The organism is Pedobacter sp. KBW01 (genome assembly GCF_003852395.1).
In the GTDB taxonomy this organism is placed as follows: Bacteria; Bacteroidota; Bacteroidia; order Sphingobacteriales; family Sphingobacteriaceae; genus Pedobacter.
In genome coordinates, this window is sequence record NZ_QAJQ01000010.1 from 17,864 (window position 1) to 42,862 (window position 24,999).

14 protein-coding genes are annotated in these 24,999 nt (G+C 41.9%); 13 read left to right on the forward strand and 1 reads right to left on the reverse strand.

What is annotated here, in order from left to right; all coding sequences use genetic code 11:
* Nucleotide 1 precedes the first annotated feature (1 nt).
* A complete protein-coding gene (locus DBR40_RS10810) occupies nt 2–358 on the forward strand; it encodes a DUF7009 family protein (RefSeq protein WP_124559763.1) in 357 nt (118 codons plus the stop codon).
* Entirely contained in the window at nt 355–2,676 is a 2,322-nt protein-coding gene (locus tag DBR40_RS10815) for an FdhF/YdeP family oxidoreductase (RefSeq protein WP_124559764.1), read from the forward strand. The genes DBR40_RS10810 and DBR40_RS10815 overlap by 4 nt, the downstream gene beginning before the upstream one ends.
* A 241-nt stretch (nt 2,677–2,917) precedes the next feature.
* On the opposite strand, the gene DBR40_RS10820 is transcribed toward DBR40_RS10815, so the two are convergent.
* Nucleotides 2,918–3,190, reverse strand: a complete 273-nt coding sequence (locus tag DBR40_RS10820; protein WP_124559765.1) for a DUF4242 domain-containing protein — start codon at nt 3,188–3,190, stop codon at nt 2,918–2,920.
* A 505-nt stretch (nt 3,191–3,695) separates the two neighbouring features.
* On the opposite strand from DBR40_RS10820, the gene DBR40_RS10825 reads away from it, so the two are divergent.
* The 11 genes from DBR40_RS10825 (at nt 3,696) to DBR40_RS10875 (ending at nt 24,948) form a co-directional block, all read left to right on the forward strand.
* Nucleotides 3,696–6,812: a DUF5107 domain-containing protein gene (locus DBR40_RS10825; RefSeq protein WP_124559766.1), complete on the forward strand. Its 3,117-nt coding sequence runs from the start codon at nt 3,696–3,698 to the stop codon at nt 6,810–6,812.
* Nucleotides 6,813–6,993: 181 nt separating this feature from the next.
* Nucleotides 6,994–7,584 (forward strand): RNA polymerase sigma-70 factor, encoded by a 591-nt coding sequence (locus tag DBR40_RS10830; protein WP_124559767.1) that lies wholly within the window; start codon nt 6,994–6,996, stop codon nt 7,582–7,584.
* A gap of 667 nt (nt 7,585–8,251) precedes the next feature.
* Complete coding sequence (locus DBR40_RS10835) at nt 8,252–9,397, forward strand: FecR family protein (protein ID WP_124559768.1); 1,146 nt, start codon at nt 8,252–8,254, stop codon at nt 9,395–9,397.
* A gap of 163 nt (nt 9,398–9,560) precedes the next feature.
* Nucleotides 9,561–13,025, forward strand: a complete 3,465-nt coding sequence (locus DBR40_RS10840) for a TonB-dependent receptor (protein ID WP_124559769.1) — start codon at nt 9,561–9,563, stop codon at nt 13,023–13,025.
* 13 nt (nt 13,026–13,038) lie between these two features.
* Nucleotides 13,039–14,691 carry a RagB/SusD family nutrient uptake outer membrane protein gene (locus tag DBR40_RS10845; RefSeq protein ID WP_158674026.1) on the forward strand — a complete coding sequence of 551 codons (1,653 nt, stop codon included), beginning with the start codon at nt 13,039–13,041 and terminating at the stop codon, nt 14,689–14,691.
* 279 nt (nt 14,692–14,970) lie between these two features.
* Nucleotides 14,971–15,669, forward strand: coding sequence for an RraA family protein (locus DBR40_RS10850; protein ID WP_199748317.1), 699 nt, complete (start codon nt 14,971–14,973; stop codon nt 15,667–15,669).
* 30 nt (nt 15,670–15,699) lie between these two features.
* The gene (locus DBR40_RS10855) at nt 15,700–18,618 is read left to right on the forward strand and encodes a glycoside hydrolase family 2 TIM barrel-domain containing protein (RefSeq protein ID WP_124559772.1); all 2,919 of its coding nucleotides are present in this window, start codon (nt 15,700–15,702) and stop codon (nt 18,616–18,618) included.
* A 137-nt stretch (nt 18,619–18,755) separates the two neighbouring features.
* On the forward strand, nt 18,756–21,683 hold the full coding sequence (locus DBR40_RS10860; RefSeq protein WP_124559773.1) for a glycoside hydrolase family 2 TIM barrel-domain containing protein: 2,928 nt from the start codon (nt 18,756–18,758) through the stop codon (nt 21,681–21,683).
* Between the two features lie 358 nt (nt 21,684–22,041).
* Nucleotides 22,042–23,208, forward strand: coding sequence for a mandelate racemase/muconate lactonizing enzyme family protein (locus DBR40_RS10865; RefSeq protein WP_124559774.1), 1,167 nt, complete (start codon nt 22,042–22,044; stop codon nt 23,206–23,208).
* Nucleotides 23,209–23,216: 8 nt separating this feature from the next.
* Nucleotides 23,217–24,005, forward strand: a complete 789-nt coding sequence (locus tag DBR40_RS10870; protein ID WP_124559775.1) for an SDR family NAD(P)-dependent oxidoreductase — start codon at nt 23,217–23,219, stop codon at nt 24,003–24,005.
* A 61-nt stretch (nt 24,006–24,066) separates the two neighbouring features.
* Entirely contained in the window at nt 24,067–24,948 is an 882-nt protein-coding gene (locus DBR40_RS10875) for an SMP-30/gluconolactonase/LRE family protein (protein ID WP_124559776.1), read from the forward strand.
* The last annotated feature ends 51 nt before the right edge of the window (nt 24,949–24,999 follow it).

A 24,999-nucleotide genomic window follows, 5' to 3' on the forward strand; every position in this document is an offset into this window, starting at 1 on the left:
CATGAAAATACGAATTAAAGGCAATTTTATCAGATACAGGTTAACGCGTCCCGAAGTAGAAGGCCTTTCTGCCCAAAGCAATTTGTCTGAAACCGTAGATTTTGGTAACCGTAAGCTCATTTATAGCATTAGCTGTACGGCCGATGATGCCCTTTCGGCTACCTTTATTGGTGATGAAATTAACCTCAGGTTTCCGGAAGCCTGGCTCGCCGAATGGAAATCGACAGATAAGGTTGGTTACAAAGGAACGTCAGGTGCACTCAGTATTTTGCTCGAGAAAGATTTTACCTGTTTAGACAATGTAGAAGAAGACCAGCGCGATCAATATCCCAACCCACTTTTGAGTCAGAACAAATGAAAAAGCTAAAAGTAGTGCCCAATCCCGAAAATCCGGAGAAATTACTGAACCTGAAATATACGCCGGCCAAAACCTGGGCTGCGGGAATTCCCGGGGTGATGGCTGCTTTCGGCGACCTGATAGAGGAAGGAATTCCATTTCGCGGTACGCGCGCTTTATTTAGCATGAACCAGAATGGTGGCTTCGATTGTCCCAGTTGTGCATGGCCCGATCCGGATGATGAACGTTCGCCAATTGGTGAATATTGCGAAAACGGCGCAAAAGCACTGGCTGAAGAAGCTACTTCGAAAAAAGTTACCGAAGCATTCTTTGCCGAAAATTCGGTTGTAGACCTGGCACAGTTAACCGATTTTGAAATAGGGAAAAAGGGACGGCTTACTTCGCCCATGTTTTTACCAAAAGGAGGCGCACATTATCAGCCCATTAGCTGGGATGCTGCCTTTAAAAAAATAGCTGCGCATTTAAATGCACTCGATTCTCCAAACGAGGCTATTTTTTACACCTCCGGACGTACCAGTAATGAAACCTCATTCCTATACCAGCTTTTTGCAAAAGAATTTGGTACCAACAATATGCCCGATTGTTCTAACATGTGCCACGAAACCTCGGGTACGGCACTCTTACCAACCATTGGCATCGGAAAAGGGACGGTAAAACTCGATGATTTTTATCAGGCAGAGGTGATTGTGGTGATTGGCCATAATCCCGGAACCAATGCACCACGTATGATGACTGCCTTGCAAAAAGGAAAAAACAACGGTGCAAAAATTATTGCCATTAACCCGCTGCCAGAGGCCGGGCTGATGGGGTTCCGTAATCCACAAGCCCTGAACGGCATATTGGGCATTGGCGAACATTACTCGGATCTTTACCTGCCTGTAAAAATAAATGGCGATATGGCCTTGCTGAAAGCGATAGGCCTGCTGCTGGCACGCGAAGAAGCACTTACACCCGGTCTGGTTTTCGACCATGAATTTATTAATGAGAAAACCAGTGGAGCCGGGGCTTATCTTGCGCAGTTTGAAAATTACCAACTCGATGAACTTGCTGCAGCTGCCGGATTATCTGTGGCCGAAATTGAAGCAGCAGTAGAAATACTGGCCCATAAAAAACGGATTATATTTGCCTGGGGCATGGGGCTTACCCAACAACCCAATGGGGTGGATATGATTCGCGAAATTGTAAACATCCTGCTGCTGAAAGGAAGCATTGGCAAGCCAGGAGCAGGAGTATGTCCGGTAAGGGGACACAGCAACGTACAGGGAAACCGTACCATGCTCATTAACGAAAGGCCAACGCAGCAGCAACTGGATAGGATCAGGGATGTTTTTGGTTTCGAACCACCCAGAGCCCACGGTTATAATGTGGTAAGTGCCATTAAGGCCATGCACAAACAGGACGTTAAATTGCTTTTTGCCATGGGCGGCAACTTTTTATCGGCTACGCCCGACACCACTTTTACAGCCGAGGCTTTGCGTAAGCTCAGGCTATCGGTACATGTTTCTACCAAGCTGAACCGGAGTCATTTGGTGCACGGAGAAGAAGCATTGATTCTGCCTACACTCTCGCGCAGCGATATTGATATGATTAACGGGGTAGCTCAGTTTATCAGTACAGAAAGCTCGATGGGGATTGTGCAGTCTTCAAAAGGAATACTAATGCCTGTTTCCGATCAGTTATTGAACGAAACGCATATTGTTTGCAGGATGGCCATGGAAACGTTGGGCGAAAGATCGGTGGTAGACTGGAAAGCCTACGCAGATGATTATGATAAAATTCGCGATGTAATTGAAAAGTGTATACCCGGTTTTGAAAATTATAACGAACGCATCAGGCAAAAAGGAGGTTTTTATTTACCCAATGCTGCCCGCGATGGAAAGTTTATCACCGGAATAGCAGGAGATAAGGCCGCATTTACCCTTTCGGGTGTTCCATTAAACATTTTGGCCGAAAATGAATACCTGATGGCCACCACCCGAACACACGATCAGTTTAATACCACCATTTACGGTCTGGAAGATCGTTACCGGGGCATTAAAAATGAGCGGAGGGTAGTATTTATGAATCAGCAGGATATGGACAGGCAGGGATTTAAAGCCGAAGATAAAGTTGATCTCTTTAACTTCGATGATGGTATTGAGCGGGTAGCCCGGCTTTTTCTGGTTGTTCCCTATGCCGTTCCGCAGGGTAATGCTGTAACCTATTTTCCCGAAGCCAATGTGCTGATTTCTATCAATAATGTGGTGAAAGAATCGAATATGCCGGCTTCTAAATTTGTTCGCATTCAGATCAGGCTACACCAGGCAGAGTTGACTTAGCGATTGGAAGGATGGCAAGGCTGCGCCCACGATCCGTTTTCTTTTTAACGGAGGAATCGTCATTCCCGCGCATGCAGGAATCCTAATGCTTGGCTATTAAAGGTAATTAACTCTCTTTTATTTTCCTTTTCTCAGGTGCACTGAGGTGTCTAAGGAGGTAAATTACTGCCGTGTTTTCTTTTTAAGGAGATCGTCATTCCCCCGCATGCGGGAGTCTTAATGCCTGGGCTAATCATATCAACTACTCAGCCGTAATCGGATCTATAACAGCAGCAACTTTTTTAATCGAATTGGCCGGAAATCCACCTAAATGTGCATGCTCTCGTACCATCTCTTCATTTGGTGCATTGTAAACACAGTAAATTTTATCGTCGGTTACATAGCTGTTTACCCACTGGATTTGTGGCCCCATTTTGCTTAACACGCCGCACGATGCTTTCGAAATGGTTTTCAGTTCCTGAGCGGTTAATTTTCCTGCGCCGGGAATTTCCCGTTCAATTACATATCTGGGCATAATAAAATAGTTTAGAATTTATTCCTACTCATCTGGCTTTTCGGCAACGCCCCGTTTTTATTGGTATCTGGCCTCCAATTTTGAGATGCTTTAGTGGTACGATCTTGACTGGTATTCTGGTGCTGATTGGCACTTAAACTCGCCGATTGGCGGAAAATGGAGGAATTGACAATTGATGCTTAATTAAATTTACAAATAATATCTGGTTGCCAATCAATCAATACTGCTCATTTTACTTTACAATTTGCTCCTACAAACTGCAAAAAAATAAAGACGGAAAGGTTAAACCGGCAATGTCATCCACACGAATTTATTTCCATTCCTTGTGGTTCTTCAGAAATTTTTATCTTCGGACTCATCTAACCAAATTTTACTGAAAATAATACCAGCCAAAACAGCTTCGCAATTAAGTGGACAGGCCTAAATCAGCCCGACGAAATTACCGTCACTGGTTTTAACCGAACAGCAAAGCGTACTGTTTTTAAACAATAAATCTATTTTCAAAATGAAGAAATTACTCCTTACGTTTTCGATCTGTATTGCTGTAATCGGCACATATGCGCAAAGTAATGCCAGTTTTAAAGAAGATAAGCAGGTATTTACCACCTATCCCTTTTCCGATCCAAACCCCATACCTGCCTTTACGCACATTTACCCATATTTCCGTTACGATGGATTTACCGATAAGGCTGTACAAAAAGAATGGAAAGTAGTAACACTCGAAAATGATTATATTAAACTAACCATATTGCCCGAAATTGGCGGCAAAATCTGGTCGGCTATCGAAAAATCGACAGGCCGCTCGTTTATTTACGATAACCATGTGGTAAAGTTCAGGGATATTGCCATGCGTGGCCCATGGACAAGCGGGGGGATAGAACCCAACTATGGTATTATGGGGCATACGCCCAATACGGTAACACCGGTAGATTATGTTACGCGCAAAAACAGCGATGGCAGTGTAAGTTGTGTAATTGGTGTACTCGATTTGTTAACCCGAACCAATTGGACAATGGAAATCAATCTTCCGAAAGACCGTGCTTACTTTACAACCAAATCGTTCTGGTATAATGCCACACCTTTAAATCAACCTTATTACCACTGGATGAATGCAGGAATAAAAGTAAAAGGAAACCTGCAGTACATTTATCCCGGTACACATTACCTTGGCCATGAGGGCGAGCACAGCGACTGGCCAATTAATAAAGAGAATGGTAAGGATATTTCTTTTTACGAACAGAATAATTTTGGCGGCTACAAATCGTACCATGTTTTTGGTAAATACACCGATTTTTTTGGTGCCTACTGGCATGATGATGATTTTGGTATGGCCCGTTACGGCAGTCATGATGATAAAGCCGGAAAAAAGATCTGGATCTGGGGCCTTGCCGATCAGGGTATGATTTGGGAAAAACTGCTGACGGATACCGACGGGCAGTACTCTGAAATCCAATCGGGCAGGTTGTTTAATCAAACAGCCGAAAAAAGCACTTTTACGCCCTTTAAACACAAAAGTTTTACACCCGGCGCAGCCGATACCTGGACCGAATACTGGTATCCGGTATTAAAAACAAAAGGTTTTGTAAAAGCCAACCAATATGCGGCCCTGAACGTGAAATATGAAAAAGGCTGGTTAAAAATTTATTTAAATCCGGTGCAAACACTAACCGATACCCTTGCGGTAAAACAAGGCGAAAAGGTGTTGTACACGAAACAGGTAAAATTAAAACCTCTGCAAACTTTTGCCGATTCTGTAAAGCTGGTTGGCCCGGTTAACAATTTATGGGTTACACTGGGGGGCGATAAATTGCAGTACGACTCTAAACCTGATGCAGATGTACTAAGCCGTCCGCTCGATTCGTCCAAAGATTTTGACTGGAACTCGGGCTATGGATTATACCTGCAGGGCAAAGCCTTTATGGATCAGAAAATGTATGCAAAGGCCGAAGAGAAATTAAGCGCTGCTTTAGGTAAAACGCCAGGTTTTGTGCCCGCATTGGTTCAAATGACCGAACTGATGTACCGCAATATGCGCTATAGAGAAGCCTTAGTATTTGCAAAAACAGCTTTGAGTGTTGATACGCATGATGGGGCGGCGAATTATTATTATGGCATTGTTAATAATCAACTCGGAAACACTACCGATGCGAAGGATGGTTTTGATCTGGCCAGTTTAACCATGGCATTCAGAAGTCCGGCTTACCGCGAACTGAGTAAGTTATATTTGGCCGAAAAAAACTGGGACAAAGCCTTAAATTATGCCACTAAAGCCATCGACTTTAACCGCTACGAAATAGGAGCATTACAGGTGCAGGCAATCGCTTACCGCCATCAAAATAAAATCAATGATGCCAAAGCAGTTTTGGATACCATTTTGGTTTTCGATCCGCTTAACGATTTCGCCCGTTTTGAAAAGTACCTGATCCAGCCATCGGCAGAAAATAAGAGCCGTTTTACAGCTGCTATCCGCAATGAGCAACCTACCGAAAGCTATCTTGAATTGGCTGTTAATTATTATCAGATGGGCCGTTTCGACGAAAGCGAACAAGCACTTCAACTGGCACCCGATAATGCTTTGGTAAATTTTTGGCTGGCATTTTTGCAAAATAAAAAAGGACAGTCTTTTGCTTCCGCTTTAGCCAAAGCCGATCAGGCTTCTGCAGCTTTTGTTTTTCCTTTCCGCTCAGAAGATGAGGCCATATTGCTTTGGGCGAATAAACAGCTTAACAGCTGGAAACCCAAATATTACCTGGCACTTTTATACCAAAACCGAAACCAGTTAACTGCAAGCAAAGAATTGTTTAAAGCCTGTGGCAATACACCCGATTTTGCTCCGTTTTATGCCGCACGTGCTGCCATGCATATCGATGCTTCAGAACTGACTGATCTTAAAAGAGCTCAAAGTTTAGATCAGGCAGACTGGCGTTATACCAAACTGTTGGGCGAATATTACCTTCGCCATAATCAAAACAGCGAGGCTTTAAAAACAATCGAACCTTTTTACCAGGCGCATACTGAAAACTATATCATGGGGATGCTGTATGCCAAAGCTTTATTACTGAATAAGCGTTACGCCGATTGTGCCCAACTGCTCGATCAGATTCAGATCCTGCCTTTCGAAGGCGCTACTATTGGTCGCGAATTATACCGGGAGGCGAAACTGATGCAGGCCATTAATGAAATAAAACTTAAACATTACAAACAGGCACTAAGCCTGATTAGTGATGCTAAAAAATGGCCTCAAAATTTAGGCGTAGGCAGGCCTTATGCCGAAAATATAGACGAACGTTTGGAAAACTGGATGGATTACCTGTGTTATCAGAAAATGGGCAACCAACAGGCTGCACAAACCGCCTTGCAGCAGGTTACCGGCTTTAAACCGAAGATAGAAAATACAGTGAGCAATTTTACCGCTGCAAACCAATTGTTAACCGCCTGGGCCATGGAAAAACTTGGACAAAAACAAGAAGCCAGGGCCTGGCTAAATCAACAGGTAAAACAATACCCTAAAGATGCAATTATAAAATGGTGCCAGCAGGTATTTCTGCATGCGCAAGGCGTTAAAGCCGATACAACTGATTCAGGAGTACGTTTAATAGAGCAAATTAGAATGTTAAAATAGCACACTAAAGGATATTTCTGATTAGAGATTACACCAAATCTGCAAATCTGTGGCTTTTAATACCGAATTTTGCATGTGCGAAGGTTTGAAGTCTTTTTAGTCAGACAATAGTGATAAAAAATATATAAATTGAACCCTTAAATTTTTTGCTTAGCATTGTAAAAGCTATTCCTTATAAAAAATGAAACCCGATAACCTGGAACTATGGCCTGATAGTTTGCTTGTGAGCGATATGCAAAGCAACGACCGGACTGCGTTCGAGAAAATTTACAGCAGGTACTGGAGCAAGCTATATTTATCAGCCTATCATATTTTACGCAATAAGGAAGCATCAGAAGATATTGTTCAGGAAATATTTGTAAGTCTGTGGTTAAAACGCGAGTACACTTTGGTTGATAACCTAAACAATTATTTGTTTACTGCTGTCCGTTTTCAGGTGTTTAAAGCCATAAGGGATGGGAAACTACGCACCGATTTACTGCACGATACCGATTTGCTGGTGAGTGCCCATAATGCAGAAAATGCTTTTGCCGAAAAGGAAATAACACAACGTTTAGATGAAAGCATTGAACAGCTGCCGCAAAAATGTAAAGAAATTTTTATCCTGAGCCGGAAAGAGCACCTCAGTGTTAAAGAAATAGCCGCACGTTTAAACATCTCACCTAAAACCGTCGAAAACCAGATTACCATTGCACTGCGCCGCCTGCGTACCGATATGGGCGAGTTTTTATTTTGGGCGGTATTGTTGCTGAGCGGTATCTGGGGTAAATAAGCTTTAAATCTATTAACATTTTATTTTACCATTTAAGACATTTAAACTTTCTGGATCGTCATTCCCACGAAAGTGGGAATCTTAATGCTTATGCCTAAGTTGTTTTCACCATATAAGACATTTAAGCGTATTTAAGACAGCTGTTTTTGAAATTTACCATCTTTCGCTAGAGGTGGGTGTCCCCACCCACCTGATAGACCTGTGAATTTTTTATTCCTTTTTAACCAGCTTCTAATAGTATATCGTATAAAATACCTCAGGTGAACTTACGTGTCTAAGGTTGTAATGTATTGTCCGTAACCAAAAGATACCAAAATAACCCTCTAAAACCTAAGCTTATATTTCCTTACTATGACTTATATGGTTAATTTTCTGAAATTAGATTTGTGAATTTTTTATTCCTTTTTAACCAGCTTCTAATAATATATCGTACAAAATACCTCAGGTGAACTCAGGTGTCTAACGTTGTAATATATTGTCCGCAACCAGAAAGACACCAAAATAACCCTCTAAAACATAAACTTATATTTCCTTCTATGACTTATATGGTTCTTTTTCAGAAAACCCACTAAAAATAAAGCGCTGTTAAATAGCTTCTTATAAAATAATTAAATTTCTTTTGGGGGATACCCCTCGTTTTAGGTACATACACCCAAACCACAGCAAATTGAAAAAAGCAGCATTAACACGTTTAACAGAAAAATATATAGCCGGTACTGCCAGTGGAGAAGAACGCCTCGAGCTCGAATCGTGGTACAATGAACAATTGGCGCAAAATAAATTACAGCATGAAGCGCAATTTGATGAAGCTGAGCATAGCTTAATAGGCGAAAAGATTCTGAATAACATTAACCTGCAGATTAATACACAAGAGCAGACAAAACCTCGCCTGAATTTTTACCGTTGGGCAGTTGCGGCATCAATAGTTGCGGTGTTGGGCTTCGGCGGGTATTGGTTAAGTGAGCGGTTTTCTGATAAAAACACCAATAAAGTGGCTGCTCTAATTAAACCCGGTGGTAATAAAGCCTTTTTAACCTTAGCAAACGGCACTAAAATTAATTTAGACGAGGCCGTTAACGGTACAGTTGCCAATCAGGAGGGTATTAAAATTACCAAAACGGCCGATGGTCAGCTGGTTTATACCATAGTTGAAACTAAAACGGGTAAGCAGGCAACAGGTTACAATACCATCAGTACCCCAGCCGGCGGTCAATATCAGGTTACGCTACCCGATGGAACCAAAGTTTGGTTAAATGCTTTGTCATCGTTAAAATATCCTACTGCTTTTACCGGTAAATACCGTACGGTAACGTTAACCGGTGAAGGTTATTTTGAAGTAGCCAAAAACAAAAATAAACCCTTTAAACTAACCACCGCCAAACAGGAAATCAGCGTATTGGGAACTCACTTTAACGTGAGTGCTTATGCCGATGAGCCCGAAATTAAAACTACACTGGTAGAAGGTGGTGTAGCCGTTAAAAACTTTAGCCCATTGGCTACCGGAGTATTAAAGCCAGGTCAACAAGCCATTTTTCATGGTTCAGATTTCGAAATTAACAAGGTTGATGTAGAAGAGTACATTGCCTGGAAAAACGGTTTCTTTATGTTCAACAACGAGGGCATTAAAGAAGCTATGCAGAAATTAGCCCGTTGGTACGATGTAGAAATCGAATATGTTGGCAATTTCGACGGCATTTATTTTGGTGGTTCTTTTTCTAAACACAACAACCTGCAGGAAACATTAAAAATATTAGAATCAACAGATAAGTTTAAATTTAAGATAGAAGGAAGGAGGATTAAAATTATAAAGTAATACCCTAAATTTTAATCTGAAAAAACGGATTTCGACTGCAATCGAAACCCGCTTAAAGCTTTAGATTAAAAAAATGTCCCAACGATAACCAAATAGTTAAAACATTGTAAATGCAATAGCAACAGCTAAAGGCATTTATATCAACCCAAAACCTAACAAATGTATGAAAATTTACGATTTTAATTTATACCGCGCGGGCAGTATAAAGCATAAAATTCTGTTATCCATGAAGCTAACCATTCTATTTCTTTTTGTAGCTTTTTTACACGTTAATGCGAGCAGTTTTGCACAAAAGAACATTACGCTTAACGAGAAAAATGCATCCTTACAAAAAGTGCTCAAAGCCATTAAAAGCCAAAGCGGTTTTAATGTGTTTTTCATCCAGAGCGATTTAAAAAAATCAAAAGCTGTAAATATTGAAGTTAAGGATGTTTCGCTGGCCGAAGCTTTAAACCAGTGTTTTAAAGATCAGCCCTTAACATATTCTATACAGGCCAACACCATTGTGGTGAAAGAGAGACCTGCAAATGTGGTTCCTGCCAATAAAACAGCACAGGAAACGCCCGTAAATAAGGTAATTGATGTTATTGGTACCATTTTAGATGAAATAGGCAAGGGGATACCTGGAGCCAGCATCAAAGTAAAAGGTAAAGAACAAGGTGCTGCGAGTGATGAAAACGGAAATTTTAAACTGGTTGGTGTGGCAGATGACGCCATATTAATTATTTCTTACATGGGGTATAAAACCCAGGAAGTAAAAGCAGTAGCTAGTTTAAAAATCTCTTTAGTGCCACAAACCAACGATTTAAATGATGTAGTGGTAGTTGCTTATGGTACGCAGAAAAAATCAAGTTTAACAGGTGCTATTGCTACCATTACTCCTAAACAGCTAAAAGAGCGTCCGGTAACTTCTATTCAAAATGCTTTACAAGGTATTTCACCGGGTTTAACCATTTTACAACGCCCTGGCGATGTGAGTGCCAGTGCCACAGGAGGTACCGCTGTAAATATCAGGGGTAGAAGTAGTTTAGCTGGAGCAGGTACACCACTTTACATTATTGATGGTATCCCGGCCAGTTCGCAGGAGTTTGCCATCTTAAATCCAAACGATATTTCTGGCATGTCTGTGCTAAAAGATGCCTCATCTGCAGCCCTATACGGTTCGAGAGCAGCCAATGGTGTAATTATGGTTACCACTAAACGTGGTGGAGGCGATAAAGTAAGTATCGAGTTAAATGCTAATTATGGCTGGCAGTCGCCCACCCGCATCTCTAAATATTTAGGATCGGTTGATTATACTACGCTTTACAACGAGGCTTTAACCAATGTTGGTCGTAGCCCAATGTACACTCCGGCACAAATAGAATTATACAGAAATGGTTCTCAACCCGATTTATATCCAAATACCGATTGGTATAAAGAAGTTTTAAGATCAAGTGCGCCACAAAGTGATGTGAATTTAAATATCAATGCACCTGGTAAAACCACCAGCAGTTATTTAGGCTTAAATTATCTAACTCAGGAATCATTAATTCCAAATAAAGACCAGGACCGTTTTAGTGCAAAGCTAAACACTGAAACCAAAGTAGTAGAGAATATTTTAAAGGTAGGTACTAACATCTCTTTCATTAACCAGGCTTTCGATCGTTTAGGCAATTTATCGTGGACTGAGCTAAACCGTTCTTTGCCAACTAGTGTTTTTCGCCAAAGTAATGGCCAATGGGGTTCGGTAAATAACGGAACGGTAGCCAGCAGCTCGATTCCATACCGTAACCAGGCGCGTATGATCGCCGAATCATCAAAAGGCAGTAACCGTAATAATTTGTTGCAAACTGCTGCCAACGCTACATTAACACCATTAAAAGGCCTTTCTATTAATGGATTGGTTTCGTTAAAGTTTACCAATAACAACAGTACGGCTTTTAACAATACCATGACTCCGATCAATAACTTTTTAACCGGTAATCCGATTGCATTACCAGCCGGACAAGGTACACAGAACGATTTAAGAGAGTACTGGGTTAAAAGAAAAGAATTGTTGGTACAAGGTACAGCAGATTACGAGCGTACTTTTGGTAAACATTATGGTAAGGTAACTGTAGGTGCATCGCAAGAAAGTAATGTGCTTAGAAGTGCATTTCTTGGCCGCAGAAATTTTCCTAATAACGATTTAAGTACCATTATTAATGGTTCAGGTAACGGTGAAGATATGCTATCAGATAACAATGGCGATGATATTATTGCAGGTGTTTTTGGTTTAGCCAACAGAACTGCTGCCGAAGAGTGGTCTATGCGCTCAATGTTTGGCCGTTTTAACTATGCTTTTGACGATAAATACCTGTTAGAGGTAAATGCCCGTATCGATTATTCTTCACGTTTCCGTGATGATGTTCGTAGGGCCTTCTTCCCTTCATTTTCTGCAGGCTGGGTAGTTTCAAAAGAGGACTTTATGAAAAACATCACCTGGGTTGATAATTTCAAGCTTCGCGGTTCTTATGGTTCATTGGGTAACCAGGACGTAGTTGCTGTTGGTAACTATTTTAACCGCTTAAATGCTGGCTTCCAGTATAGCTTTGAAGGTACCGCACAAGACGGGATCTGGCAGGCTGATGGATCATGGCCAACTACCACTTGGGAAAAAGTATACATGACCGATTTCGGTGCAGATATTACCTTGTTTAAAGGTAAATTAGACATCACTGCCGATTACTACATTAAAGATACTAAAGATCTGTTATTGCGTAATGCAGCATTGGCTACTTATCCTTTAACAGTACCTTTTACTAACGCAGCAAGCACCCGTAATACCGGATTTGAGCTGGCTGTTACCCATAATAACCGTATTGGTAAAGATTTTACATTTAGCGTAGGCGGTAATTTATCATTAATTAAAAGTAAAATCACCAAAATTGGCGACAACAACAATGATCGCTTTGATGGTCAGTTTATTCAAAGAGTTGGCGAATCGCTTGGATCTTTTTATGGCTACCAGGCAGACGGACTTTTTGTTAGCGATGATGAAGTTAAAGCACATGCCTTTCAGGATGCACGTACCAAAGCAGGTGATATTAAATACAGAGATTTAAATGGTGATAATGTAATTAATGCAGCCGACCGCACAATCATTGGTAACGATGTACCTTTTGTTAATTATGGCTTTAATTTAAGCGCATCTTACAAGGGGTTCGATTTTAATATCCTTACTTATGGTGTAGCCAAAGTTAAAACCTCTTTGGGACAGGAAGCTTCAACACCTTTTTTTAACGGTGCAAATGCCAAAGTACAGTTGCTAAATCGTTGGACAAAAGAAAATCCTGATCCAAATGCTGATTTTCCAAGGACTTTATTAACTGCAGATGCAGGTCACAATATCAATCAGCTTTCATCATTTTACCTGTTTAGCGGTTCTTACTTCAGGGTAAGGGGCATTACTTTAGGCTATACTTTACCTCAAAATGCGGTGAAAAAAATTGGTTTATCTAAACTTAGAATTTACGGAACAACCAATAATCCTTTCACCATCATGGCCGATAAACGTTTGGGTGATTACGATCCCGAATCTGCTTCAGGCCGTGGAGGTTACCCGGGTATTAAAACATGGTCGTTTGGTTTAAGTGCTGGATTATAAAATGATTAGAAAAATGAAAAAGATATATATAGTTACAAGTGTACTCTTATTAAGTGTTTTTGTTTCTTGTAAGAAGGATTTCTTAGAAAGGCCACCCCTTAATCAGGTGTCGGAAGCTACTTTCTGGAAAAATGCAAATGATGTTTACTTAGCTGTAAACGGTGTTTACAACCAGTTGCCAGGCGATGATATGGTATACGATGATGCAGCTGCAGATAACGCGCATGCACAATATCCGTGGGAAGGTTCGGCAACAGACGTATCATCAGGTAATGTAAACTCTACTTTAGATGCAGGCTGGGGTTTTACAGCAATAGGTCGAGCCAATTACTTTTTAGATAATGCCGATAAGGTAACCGTTATTGACAAGGCTTTGCTTGATCGTTATAAAGCTGAGGTTCGTTTTATCAGGGCCAACGCCTATTTCTGGTTGATCTGCAAGTTTGGTGATGTGCCATTACAAACTAAAACTGTTGTGCTTGGTGAAGAAAATATACCGCGCACACCAAAAGCGCAAGTATTAAAATTTGTAGTAGATGAGCTGGATGCCATTGCTAAAATTTTACCACAAAGCTATGGCGGTGGTAAACCAAACGAAAAAGGCCGTATTACCAAAGGTGCTGCCCTGGCTTTAAAAGCACGTGCACACTTATACGAAGGTCAGTGGCAATTGGCTGCCGATGCAGCAAGCCAGGTAATGACCCTCGGTTACAGTTTGTTTAAAGTAACTGCCGAAGATGCCCTTAACGCAAAAGATGATTATAGTGTGTGGGTAGATTTTGCTAATGCCGATGATGAGAAAAAATTCCGTTTAGGTTTGCGTAGCTACGAAGCCTTGTTTCAACAGGTAAACGAAGGCAATTCGGAAGTGATTTTAGACAGACAGCGCATTCCGCAACAGGATCCTAATGCTTTAAATACACTGTTACCTTCTGCTGATTTAGGAGGCTGGGGTTCTATTGCGCCAACACAAGAATTGGTAAACAGCTATCCAAGTTATAAAACAGGCGATTTAATTACGCCACCTACGCCAGCGCAACGTGCAGCATGGTATAAAGCCAAAGATCCGGCATTTAAAAACGAATATAGAAACAGGGATCCCCGTTTTTATGCCAGTATTTTATTTGACGGAAACCCATGGAATGCGATTGAAGATGGCTATGCCTTTAAATGGACAGAAGGCGCGGGTAATACCGCTTTAACAGGCTACAGTGTACGAAAAATGGTTGATCCAAAAATTTACCGCGACCAGATCGATAACCACGCTAATAACATCCTGATCCGTTACGCGGAGGTTTTATTAACCTATGCAGAAGCTAAGAACGAATTAACAGGTCCTGATGGCTCAGTATACGATGCTTTAGATCAGATCAGAACCCGTGCTGGTATGCCAGTGGTAGACAGAACTAAATATGCTACCCAGACAACGTTAAGAGATTTGATCAGAAACGAAAGACGTGTAGAGCTAGCCATAGAAGGACAACGTTACATGGACATCAGAAGATGGAAAATTGCACCACAGGTAATGAAATCTATTTTTAGTATCAGCGATGCCGTTAAACCTATACAGGTTAGAACCTGGACTGATAAATTGTATTTAATGCCTGTTCCGCAATCCCAGATAGATCTATCTAGAGGTGTTTTAAAGCAAAACAGCGGATATTAAAAATAAAATGCATCTACTTATGCACACACAATGATTATAGCGGCCAGGCTTATCCTGGTCGCTATTTTTTTGCATAAATTTATATGATGATTCAATAAATCATCGGCTGCGATTCAATTGCTAAGTGAATTATTTTGTCTTTTTTATTCCTTTTGCGGCTTTAGTTATGGTAAAAAAGTTTAAGAAGTAGGTAACTATGCTTAAAGGTTTTTTTTGCCAATTATCCATTTTTGAATCATAAACAAATACAACATCCCGATACACAATAAGCTGATAACAATGAATACTATGGAATGGCAAAATGACGACGAGCTTTTTGAAATTATAAGAACAGAACTTTATACTGCGGTAATTGGCGACATAATGGATAAGATGGGCCTTCTACACCAGTTTTTGCCACCACAAATACAACCTTTACGTGCCGATATGTTTGTTGCAGGCAGGGCGATGACCGTGCTCGAGGCAGATGTGCTGGAATGTGCGGCATTTGAAAGCAGTAATCCGATCCTTAAAAAGCCATTTGGTTTAATGCTTGAGGCGCTCGATGACCTGAAAAAAGATGAGGTTTACATTTGTTCAGGAGCATCGCCAAACTATGCCTTGTGGGGCGAGCTCATGAGTACGCGTGCACAGATTTTAGGTGCTGCAGGAGCAGTGGTGGATGGCTATTCGAGAGATACCAGGGGAATATTGCACCTGAATTTTCCCTCTTTTTCTTACGGCAATTATGCACAAGACCAGGCACCCCGGGGCAAGGTAATCGATTTTAGGGTACCGATTGAAATTAAAGGAGTTTTAGTTAATCCCGGCGATATCGTGGTTGGCGATATAGATGGGGTTTGTATTGTGCCCAAACAACACGAAGTTGAGGTGATGGTACGTGCACTTGAAAAAGCAAGGGGAGAAAAAATGGTGCAGAAAAAGATTTTGGAAGGCATGAGTGCCAAAGAAGCATTCGATAAATACGGTATTATGTAAATATATTTTAATCATAACAAACACACACAAATGAAACTATTTTATAAAATATTTACCGTTTTAACGATGCTGGGAGGTGTGGTGCAGGCCCAGATTCAAAAAATAAGTTATACAAGCTCCGATCAACAGCTAATAAAAATCAACCGGATTTCGCCTGCTGCCTCAAAACAGCCTGATAAAATTGCTTTGGATGGTACCTGGAAGTTTTCGGCTGATATCAATGCACAACCTTTAGATAAAAATATTCAGGTACCCGGCGAATGGGTAATGCAGGGCTTTGAAGTAAAAAACTCAGTTTATGCCGGTTATCAGAGAACATTCGAAGTGCCTGCGAGCTGGAAAAACAAACGCATTAAACTTCGTTTTGATGCCGTGTACAGTGATGCCGAAATTTGGGTTAACGGCAAGAAAACCGTATCGCATTTAGGAGGTTTTACACCTTTCGAAATCGATATTAACAACGTGGTAAAATGGGGAGCCAGCAATGAGTTATTGGTAAAAGTAAAATCAGAAAGCAAAGCCGATTCATTGGCCAGCGCATCTACCTATGCAGTACATCCCTTGGGAGGCATTTCACGAAAAGTGTATGTAATGGCCCTGGCACCTGTAAATTTTGCCTATGCCGATGTTAAAACCATTTTGGATAAAAACTACGAAAATGCCACGCTCAGCACTGATGTAATTATTGCCAACGAACAAGATGGAAAAACAAACAACCTGAGCCTCAAAGCTTCGCTGTTTAAAGCAGACGGAACAACGTTGGTTACCGAAAAAACAATTATGCTTAATCAAACCATTGCTAAAGGTGAATACCTGCAACAAAATATCAGTTTCGATGTGGCAAAACCAGCCAAATGGGATACCGAACACCCCAATTTGTATGTGGTAAAATTGAGTATTTTACAGGATGGTAAAACCGAAGATGTAATTACCAGGAGCATCGGTTTCCGTCAGATAGAAGTGAGGGGCAACCGGGTTTTTGTAAACAATATGCCCATTAAACTGCGTGGTATCTGTCACCACGAAACCATGCCTTTACGCGGCCGCTCAGTAGGCGAAAACATGTGGGAGAAAGATGTGGAGCTTTTCAGGGAGGGCAATGTAAACTATTTCCGTACCTCGCATTATCCACCAGCCGAAGAACTGATTGATGCCTGCAACCGCCTGGGGATGTTTTTAGAAGTAGAAGCACCTTTTTGCTGGGCCGAAAATACTACGGTGCTGGCGGGTACTGAAATTTACCAAACCCTGATGGTCGATCAGACTGTTGATATGGTAAATTATTTCAGGTCAAACCCTTCAGTATTAATCTGGTCGATGGGTAACGAAAGCGGCAAATACAAAGAGTATTTCAAAGAAACCGCTAAGCTGATTAAAGCATTCGACCCAACGCGTCCACGCAACTTTAGCCAATACGGACCCGATGCCGACGAGGGCGACCTCGAAATTACCAATCACCATTATCCCGGACCAACAGGGTCACAAACTTACCGCAATTACAAACGCCCAATTGTTTTTGATGAGTATGTACACTTAAATGCCTACAACCGTTTGGAGTTGGTCACCGATCCAGGCGTGCGCGATGCCTGGGGAATTGGTTTCGAAAGCATGTGGGAAAACATGTACCGTACTGATGCAGTTTTAGGTGGAGCCATTTGGGCGGGTATTGACGATACTTTCTTTTTACCCAATGGTAAAACCGTTGGTTATGGTACCTGGGGACCGCTTGATGGCTGGAGAAGACCAAAACCAGAATACTGGCACATGAAAAAAATCTATTCGCCGGTAAAAATTAAACTCGCCGAGAACTGGAATGATGGTAAAATTGTCGTCGAACTTGAAAACAGATTACTCTTTAGTAACCTGAACGAGTGTAAAATAGTTTGGAGTTTAGCAGGCGAAAGTGGTTTAATTACAGCCGATTTAAAAAGGAATGGTAAAACAACAGCCAATGTTGCAGTACCTAAAAAACCAGCTCCGGCCGATAAAATGAACGTTGAGGTCTACGATCCACGCGGTGTACTGATTGATATTTATGAGTTCGCAGTTGTACCCACCATCACCGATCTAACTTCAGCACAAAAAACAGTGAGTGAACAGTGGAGCTACAGCCAAACCGCTAATACTGTAACTGCCAAAAATGGTACAGTAAAGGTGCAGTTCAATTTAGCCAGTGGCGATGTAGAACAGGTTAGCCAAAATGGTAAAACGGTTTGGAATACAGGCACCAGGCTCATGGTTTTACCACTAACAGGTGAGGGCAGAGGGACACAAATGACAGGCGAAAGCCAGCAATTCGATCCCTTTACCAGCGTATGTAAAAACCGCATTGTAAAAGATATTAAGCTGCTTAAAGCTAAAAATAGTTTTACACTGAGTGTTACCGATGCTTACAGCGAAGCCAGTGGTACCACTAATTATGTTTTTTCAGCCAATGGGACCGTCAAAATCGATTATAAGTACACCATTCAAAAAGAGATTAATCCACGTCAGTGGGGCCTGGTTTTCGGTTTGCCAGAGCGCTTTCAGGAATTGGATTGGAACAGGAATGCCCAATGGGATTATTACCCGGCCGATCATATTGGCAGGCCTGTGGGTAAAGCATGGTTAAACTCAGTCAATGAAATTTCTGGACCTGCTGGTCCGAATAAATTACCAGCTTCACCATGGAGTTTAGATAGAAATGATTTGGGTACCAACGATTTCCGTTCAACAAAAATGTATATTAACAAAGCAGCTCTAAGTAATGGAACATCTTCTTTTAAAATAACAGCTAACGGACAGCAGCACGTCAGGGCATGGAAAGAATCGGTGGGTATTAAAGCCCTGGTAGCTGGCTATAGCAACATGGGAGCCGAAAGGTTTTTTAGAGGGCACGCCGAAAAAATGGATCGGCCGCTAAAAGTGGGCGATGTAATACAGGATAGTGTTATACTTCAGTTGAGATAGGAAGTTTACCGTCATTTCGACCAGAGTGCCTGCCTGTGCAGGTGGGGAGAAATCTTTGTTTATGAATAATTGCTAAGATTTCTCCATTCCGCTACGCTCCAGTCGAAAAGACGACTAAATAATAGAATTAAACAATCATGACCCTAAATAAAATTAACAACCATAGAACAAGGCGTAAAATGTTACTTACGCTTGCTTTGATATATAGTGCAGTTTTACCACTTCTGGCACAAAACAGTGGCATAGCCAGTACTTTATCGCCCATACCTTCAGTTACACAAGGCAATAGCAAACCAGCTATTTCATTAAATGGAGAGTGGCTTTTTGCTCCAGGCCAGAGGGCGAAAACTTCGGCCATAAAAGTGCCGGGAGAGTGGGTAATGCAAGGCTACACCGTAAATACCGGAGAAACAGCAACCTATACCAAAACTTTTTCAGTACCCAAAAACTTGCAAGGTAACCGCATTAAATTACGTTTTGACGGCGTAAGTTCGCATGCTATAGTTAAAGTAAATGGAAAACAATTAGCCGAACACGAAGGTAGTTTTGTTCCATTCGAAATAGATATTACCGATGCCCTTAAAAATGGCGAAAATTTACTGCAGGTCGAGGTGCAGGCCAATACCATCAGCGATATTTTAGCCTGTACTTCGCAATATGCCGTACATACTGTTGGTGGTATTTTGCGTAATGTAACTTTGTTTGCCCTGCCAGAAATAAATATTTCTGACCTCACCGTAGTTACCACTTTAAACGAAAAATTCACAGATGCTACTTTAATACTAAATACCACTATCGATAACAAAAGCCAGCGAAATAGTTCGATACAACTGGCCTACACTTTAACCGATCAAAACGGCAAAGTTGTGCTCTTTAAAACAACAGCAGCACAACAGGTTGGTGCTGCAACAGCACAAAAATTACCAGAAAGCAGTTTTACTGTTAAAGATCCGTTAAAGTGGAATACCGACCGGCCATACCTTTACAATTTGCAAACAGTATTGTTGATAGACGGAAAGCCTGTTCAAACCAACCGGCAAAAAGTAGGCTTCAGAGAAGTTAGGGTAAACGGAAACCAGTTAATGGTAAACGGACAGCCTGTAAAATTAAGGGGGGTAAACCGTCATTCGGTACATCCGCTAACCGGCCGCGCCATAAGCGATGAGCTGGAATTAAAAGATGCCGAATTATTTAAAAAGGCCAATTGCAATTACATCCGCACCTCGCATTACCCGCCTAGCGAAAGGTTTTTAGCCATAGCCGATAGTATAGGTTTATTTGTAGAGAACGAAAGCTCTTTAACCTGGATTCAGCACGGGGCTTCGCCCATCTGGAAATTGTGGAATTATAAAGACGAAAAATTCTACCCCTACATGCTGGCCGCTAACATCGAAAAAATGCAGGCAGCTAAAAACCACCCTTCCGTAATTATATGGAGCCTGGGTAACGAAAGTTACTGGAGCCCTTTATGGGATAAAGTTTACCGCGAGGCCAAAAAATTAGATCCTACGCGCCCCATTTCATTCCACGATCAATGCTGGGGAGGTTTTAACAATGGAGGTAACAAGGTTGATATTGCCAATTACCACTACCCGGGCATTAACGGGCCGAAAGCTACCGATACCATGAAAAGGCCAACTTTATTTGGCGAATATGCCCATTTAAGTACCTATAACCGCCGCGAGTTGCTAACCGACCCGGGTGTAAGGGCTAGTTTCGGTCCGTCGTTGGTTAAAATGTACGATAGCATGTATGTGCACAAGGGAAATTTAGGTGGTGCCATATGGAGCGGTATCGATGATACTTTTCACCTGCCCGATGGCAATATTGTAGGCTATGGACCCTGGGGGCCAATTGATGCCTGGCGTAGATTGAAACCCGAATACTGGGGCATGAAAAAGGCTTATGCAACTGTTGTAGTTAAAAACGTTTTTCAACCGGTGGTTAAAAATGGTAAATTGGTATTGCAGATAGAAAACCGTCACGATTTTATCTCACTGAGCGATGTAGAAATTAATGCAAAGGTTGATGGTGAGCCGATTCGGTTAAGCTCGGCCATTAAACCACATGGCGAAGGCACATTGCAGGTGCCTGTAAAAGCCGATACAAAAGAAGTTTATATTTCATTTAAAGATCCATCAGGTAACATTATAAATGAAGAACTGATTGTTTTAAAACCAGTTGAAGAAAAGGAGCAAAGCAGGAAGGTTGCTTTATCGTTTACTGAAAATGAAATGGCCTATTTTATCACTCAGGGCGATGTAAATTATACCATCAACAAAATTAACGGTATCATATCAGGAGCAACGGTTAAAGGTCAAAAAGTTTTAAGCCAGGGACCTGTATTTGGCCTGGTAAGCATGAACAGCGAAGATGGGGGCAAACCCAATGTAGCAGGCGAAACCTATCAGAATAATATTTATCCGGTTAAAAACTATCCCCTGTACACCATTTTTGCCAATACAATTAAGGTCGATCAAACTGCCGAAGCCATTATCTTCAGAATAAAAGCTACCTATACCAATGGTGAAGGCAATTTAACCTATACCTTTTCTGGCGATGGCAATACCCGCGTAGATTACGAAGTAAAAACAAGCCTCGAAAAACCTTATCAATATGGAATGATTTTTCAGCTGCCTAAAACTTTCGATGAATTGAACTGGAAACGTAAAGGCGAGTTCAGCATTTACGCACCAGAAGATATTGCCCGCGATAAGGGAACAGCTAAATTAAATGCCAGATGGTTGCCCGCTGTAGAAGAATTTGGGAGACCAGGTGCCATACTTTGGAAAGACGATGCCAACGAAATGGGATCGAACGACTTCAGATCGACTAAACAGCAAATTCTTCGGGCTCAATTGAACAATGGCCTTAACAGTCTGCTTATCCAATCCGATGGCAAGCAAGCATCGCGCAGCTGGCTGCAGGACGAAAAAATACAATTATTGATAGCTGATTACTCGAATAATGGTTCAGAGCCGTTTTATGGCAGCCCCTTTACCGATAGTCGCATCAGTATTAAAGGAAAAACACTAAAAGGAAGTGTTAAATTTAGATTGCAATAGGTTGTTCATGTTTGAGTTGTGTGGTAAACGTAGAATTGTCATCCTGAGCCTGTCGAAGGACTTTTCTTAACACAGTACAAGGCGTTTCGACAGGCTACCATTGACAGACCCAATAGAAGAATCGTCATTTCGACTGAAGCCAGCCGGTTTTTCACCGGCAGCGGAACGCCTGCCCGTACAGGCGGGGAGAAATCTATAGAGGCAGGTTTAGCTTTGCTGAGCACTAACGTGGTTCTCGACTACGTTGCACTCTGCTCGAAATGACGACCTCGGAGAGGCTGTTACTAATATTGACACAACCTTTTAGAAAGAACAAATAATACCATCCCACAACAGGGATTAAAATAAAAACACAAAAATGAAAATAACTGATGTAAAAGTATGGCTGGTTGAAGGAGTTAAGTACAACTGGACATTATTAAAAATATATACCGATACCGGCCACACCGGTGTGGGCGAAGCCACCAACTGGCCGGGCAGCCCCATTGTTTTCGAAGCTACCAAACATGTTGGTGAGCGTATTATTGGCCTGGACCCGATGAAAACCGATTTTATCTGGACAAAGCTATACCGCGATTTAAACTGGATGGGGCCATTTGGTGCCAGTATGTGTGCCATTAGTGGTATAGATATGGCATTACTAGATTTAAAGGCAAAAGTACTGGGCGTACCGTGTTACGAATTGCTAGGTGGTGCTTTTAGAAAAGATATTTTACTGTATGCCAATTACTGGTTTACAGGTGGCGGCCATAATGCAGCAGATTACGCAGAGCAGGCACAAAAAGTTAAAGCAGCAGGTTTTACCGGCTTAAAATTCGATCCCTTTGCACATACCAATTATTTATATGGCGAAGACTTATCGTCGAACCTGCAGCTCACAGTAGCTCAGCAAGATCTGGCATTTAATGTAAGTAAGGCCGTACGCGATGCGGTTGGCCCTGATTTCGATATCATGATCGAAACCCATGCTATGCTCAATTATCGTGTAGCCGTTACCATGGCGCAAAGGCTCTCTGAACTCAATATTACCTGGTACGAGGAACCTGCAGGGCCCGAAAATGCCAATACCTTAAAAGCCATGCGCGATAGGATTCCGGCAAACGTATCTATCTGCGTGGGCGAGCGCCATTATACCCGTCACGGTATACGCGATGTGCTGGAAAAACACATTTGCGATGTAATGATGCCCGATATTACCCGCTGCGGAGGCCCATCAGAGATGAAACGTATGGCAACCATGATGGAAGCTTATAATGTATTGCTGGCACCGCATAACCCTAACGGACCACTCTCTACACTGGCTTCGGCGCAGGTTTGCGCTTCGGTACCTAATTTTTTCAGACAGGAATTTATGTTTAACGATGTGCTGTGGCGCGATGAAATCATTACACATCCCATCGCAGATATGGTGCAGAACGGCCATTTAAAACTGAGCGACAGACCAGGTTTAGGAGTAGATTTAATTGAAGAAGAAATGGAAAAACACCCGGGGATTTTAACACCCAGGGCAGGTTTCTATGTTTAATAAATATTATGGCACTAACGATAGATTTAAAAGGAAAAATAGCTTTGGTAACCGGTGTTACCTCAGGTATTGGTTTGGGAATTGCCAAAATGATGGCCAAAGCCGGCTGCACAGTAATTGGTTGTGCCGAGCAAAGCGAAACGAGTGATGTAGCCCAGCGGTTTTTAGCCGAAATGGAATCTTACGATGCCCATACTGATTATTTTAAAGCGGATATGGCAGTAGCTGAAGAGATTGAAAATCTGGTCGCCGATATTACCAGCGACTATGGCCGTCTTGATATTTTAGTATCCAACGCAGGGCAAAATGTATTTACCGGTTTAGCAAACAGCAGCGAAAAAGACTGGCAGTTTAACCTCGATTTAAACCTAACCGCACATTGGCGCCTCGCCAAAAGCTGTAAACCCCTGCTGGCAGAAAATATTGGGGTAATTATTATCATGGCCTCCAACCATGCCTACGCCAGTATACCGGGCTGTGCACCTTATAGTGTGGCTAAAACTGCCCTAACGGGTTTGGTTAGGAGCCTGGCTATAGAATGGGGGCCGGGAATCAGAACCGTTGGCATTGCGCCAGGTTTTATCGATACACCGGGTAACCAGCAATGGTTTAATGGTTTCGAAAATCCGGAAGAGGAAAGACAGCGCACCGTAAACCTTCACCCTGTAAAAAAGATCGGCACCGTAGAAGAAATAGGTGGTTGGTGTGTGTTTTTGGCTAGCGAATATGCTGCTTTTGCCTCGGGGGTTACTTATTTGGTTGATGGAGGCAGAAGTGCGCTAATGCAGGATAGTTAGGGTGGAAGATGTAAGAGGTGAGATGGAAAATGGAAGAGGGGAAATGTAAGATATAAAATGTATGATGGAGATTTGGAAGCCGGATTTAATTTACAAGGCCGATTTAACTTTAGGCGAAGGTGCCCGTTGGCATGCAGAATGGCAAAAGTTTTTGTTTATCGATATCAAAGGTAAATTAATTGGTACCTGCAACCCTTTAAATGGGAAATTGATAACCCATAAAACAGTAAAAATGCCCGGCATGCTGGCTCCGGCTACCGATAGTAAACTTTTAGTGGCCTTACAAGGCGAGCTTGCCCTATTGGATTTTGAAACCGGCAAAACACAAAGTCTGATTAAGTTTAAAGAGGATGAAGAAAACAGGAGTAACGATGGTGCCTGCGATGCGCTTGGCAGGCTATGGGTTGGTACCATGCATGTTAATGCCAGGCAGCATGCCGGAAATCTTTACCGTTACAATGGTAAACTGGTCAAAAAAATAAAAAACACTAGCGTGTCTAACGGTATTTGCTGGTCACCAGATAACCGCACTTTATATTACATAGACAGCTTTTTGTATCACATTAAAGCTTTCGATTACGATTTAACTACGGGTAGCATCAGCAACGAAAGGGTTGTGGTAGAAATACCCGGCCCCAATATACTGGCCGATGGGATGTGCATTGATAATGAGGGGATGCTTTGGGTGGCCATGTGGGGTGGCAGTTGTGTAAACAGGTATAACCCACATAATGGCACTTGCATAGGAAAGATCGAAATTAATGCGCCCCATGTTACCAGTTGTGCTTTTGGCGGCGAACTGATGAACCAGATGTTGATTACTACGGCAAAAGAGGGGTTAAATGGAGAAGAATTAAAGCAATACCCACACAGTGGCTCCTTGTTTTTGGTGAAATTAAACGTAACAGGACTTCCCGCCGCACCCTACAAGTCACATCTATAGCAATTGGCTTTGGCCAAACAACAAATAATACTAACCAAATAATACTGTTTG

What these genes read in the sequence shown, in the direction of transcription:
- DBR40_RS10810 (WP_124559763.1), top strand. Translation starts at nt 2, where the DNA reads ATGAAAATACGAATTAAAGGCAATTTTATCAGATACAGGTTAACGCGT.
- DBR40_RS10815 (WP_124559764.1), top strand. Translation starts at nt 355, where the DNA reads ATGAAAAAGCTAAAAGTAGTGCCCAATCCCGAAAATCCGGAGAAATTA.
- DBR40_RS10820 (WP_124559765.1), bottom strand. Translation starts at nt 3,190, where the DNA reads ATGCCCAGATATGTAATTGAACGGGAAATTCCCGGCGCAGGAAAATTA.
- DBR40_RS10825 (WP_124559766.1), top strand. Translation starts at nt 3,696, where the DNA reads ATGAAGAAATTACTCCTTACGTTTTCGATCTGTATTGCTGTAATCGGC.
- DBR40_RS10830 (WP_124559767.1), top strand. Translation starts at nt 6,994, where the DNA reads ATGAAACCCGATAACCTGGAACTATGGCCTGATAGTTTGCTTGTGAGC.
- DBR40_RS10840 (WP_124559769.1), top strand. Translation starts at nt 9,561, where the DNA reads ATGAAAATTTACGATTTTAATTTATACCGCGCGGGCAGTATAAAGCAT.
- DBR40_RS10845 (WP_158674026.1), top strand. Translation starts at nt 13,039, where the DNA reads ATGAAAAAGATATATATAGTTACAAGTGTACTCTTATTAAGTGTTTTT.
- DBR40_RS10850 (WP_199748317.1), top strand. Translation starts at nt 14,971, where the DNA reads ATGAATACTATGGAATGGCAAAATGACGACGAGCTTTTTGAAATTATA.
- DBR40_RS10855 (WP_124559772.1), top strand. Translation starts at nt 15,700, where the DNA reads ATGAAACTATTTTATAAAATATTTACCGTTTTAACGATGCTGGGAGGT.
- DBR40_RS10860 (WP_124559773.1), top strand. Translation starts at nt 18,756, where the DNA reads ATGACCCTAAATAAAATTAACAACCATAGAACAAGGCGTAAAATGTTA.
- DBR40_RS10865 (WP_124559774.1), top strand. Translation starts at nt 22,042, where the DNA reads ATGAAAATAACTGATGTAAAAGTATGGCTGGTTGAAGGAGTTAAGTAC.
- DBR40_RS10870 (WP_124559775.1), top strand. Translation starts at nt 23,217, where the DNA reads ATGGCACTAACGATAGATTTAAAAGGAAAAATAGCTTTGGTAACCGGT.
- DBR40_RS10875 (WP_124559776.1), top strand. Translation starts at nt 24,067, where the DNA reads ATGATGGAGATTTGGAAGCCGGATTTAATTTACAAGGCCGATTTAACT.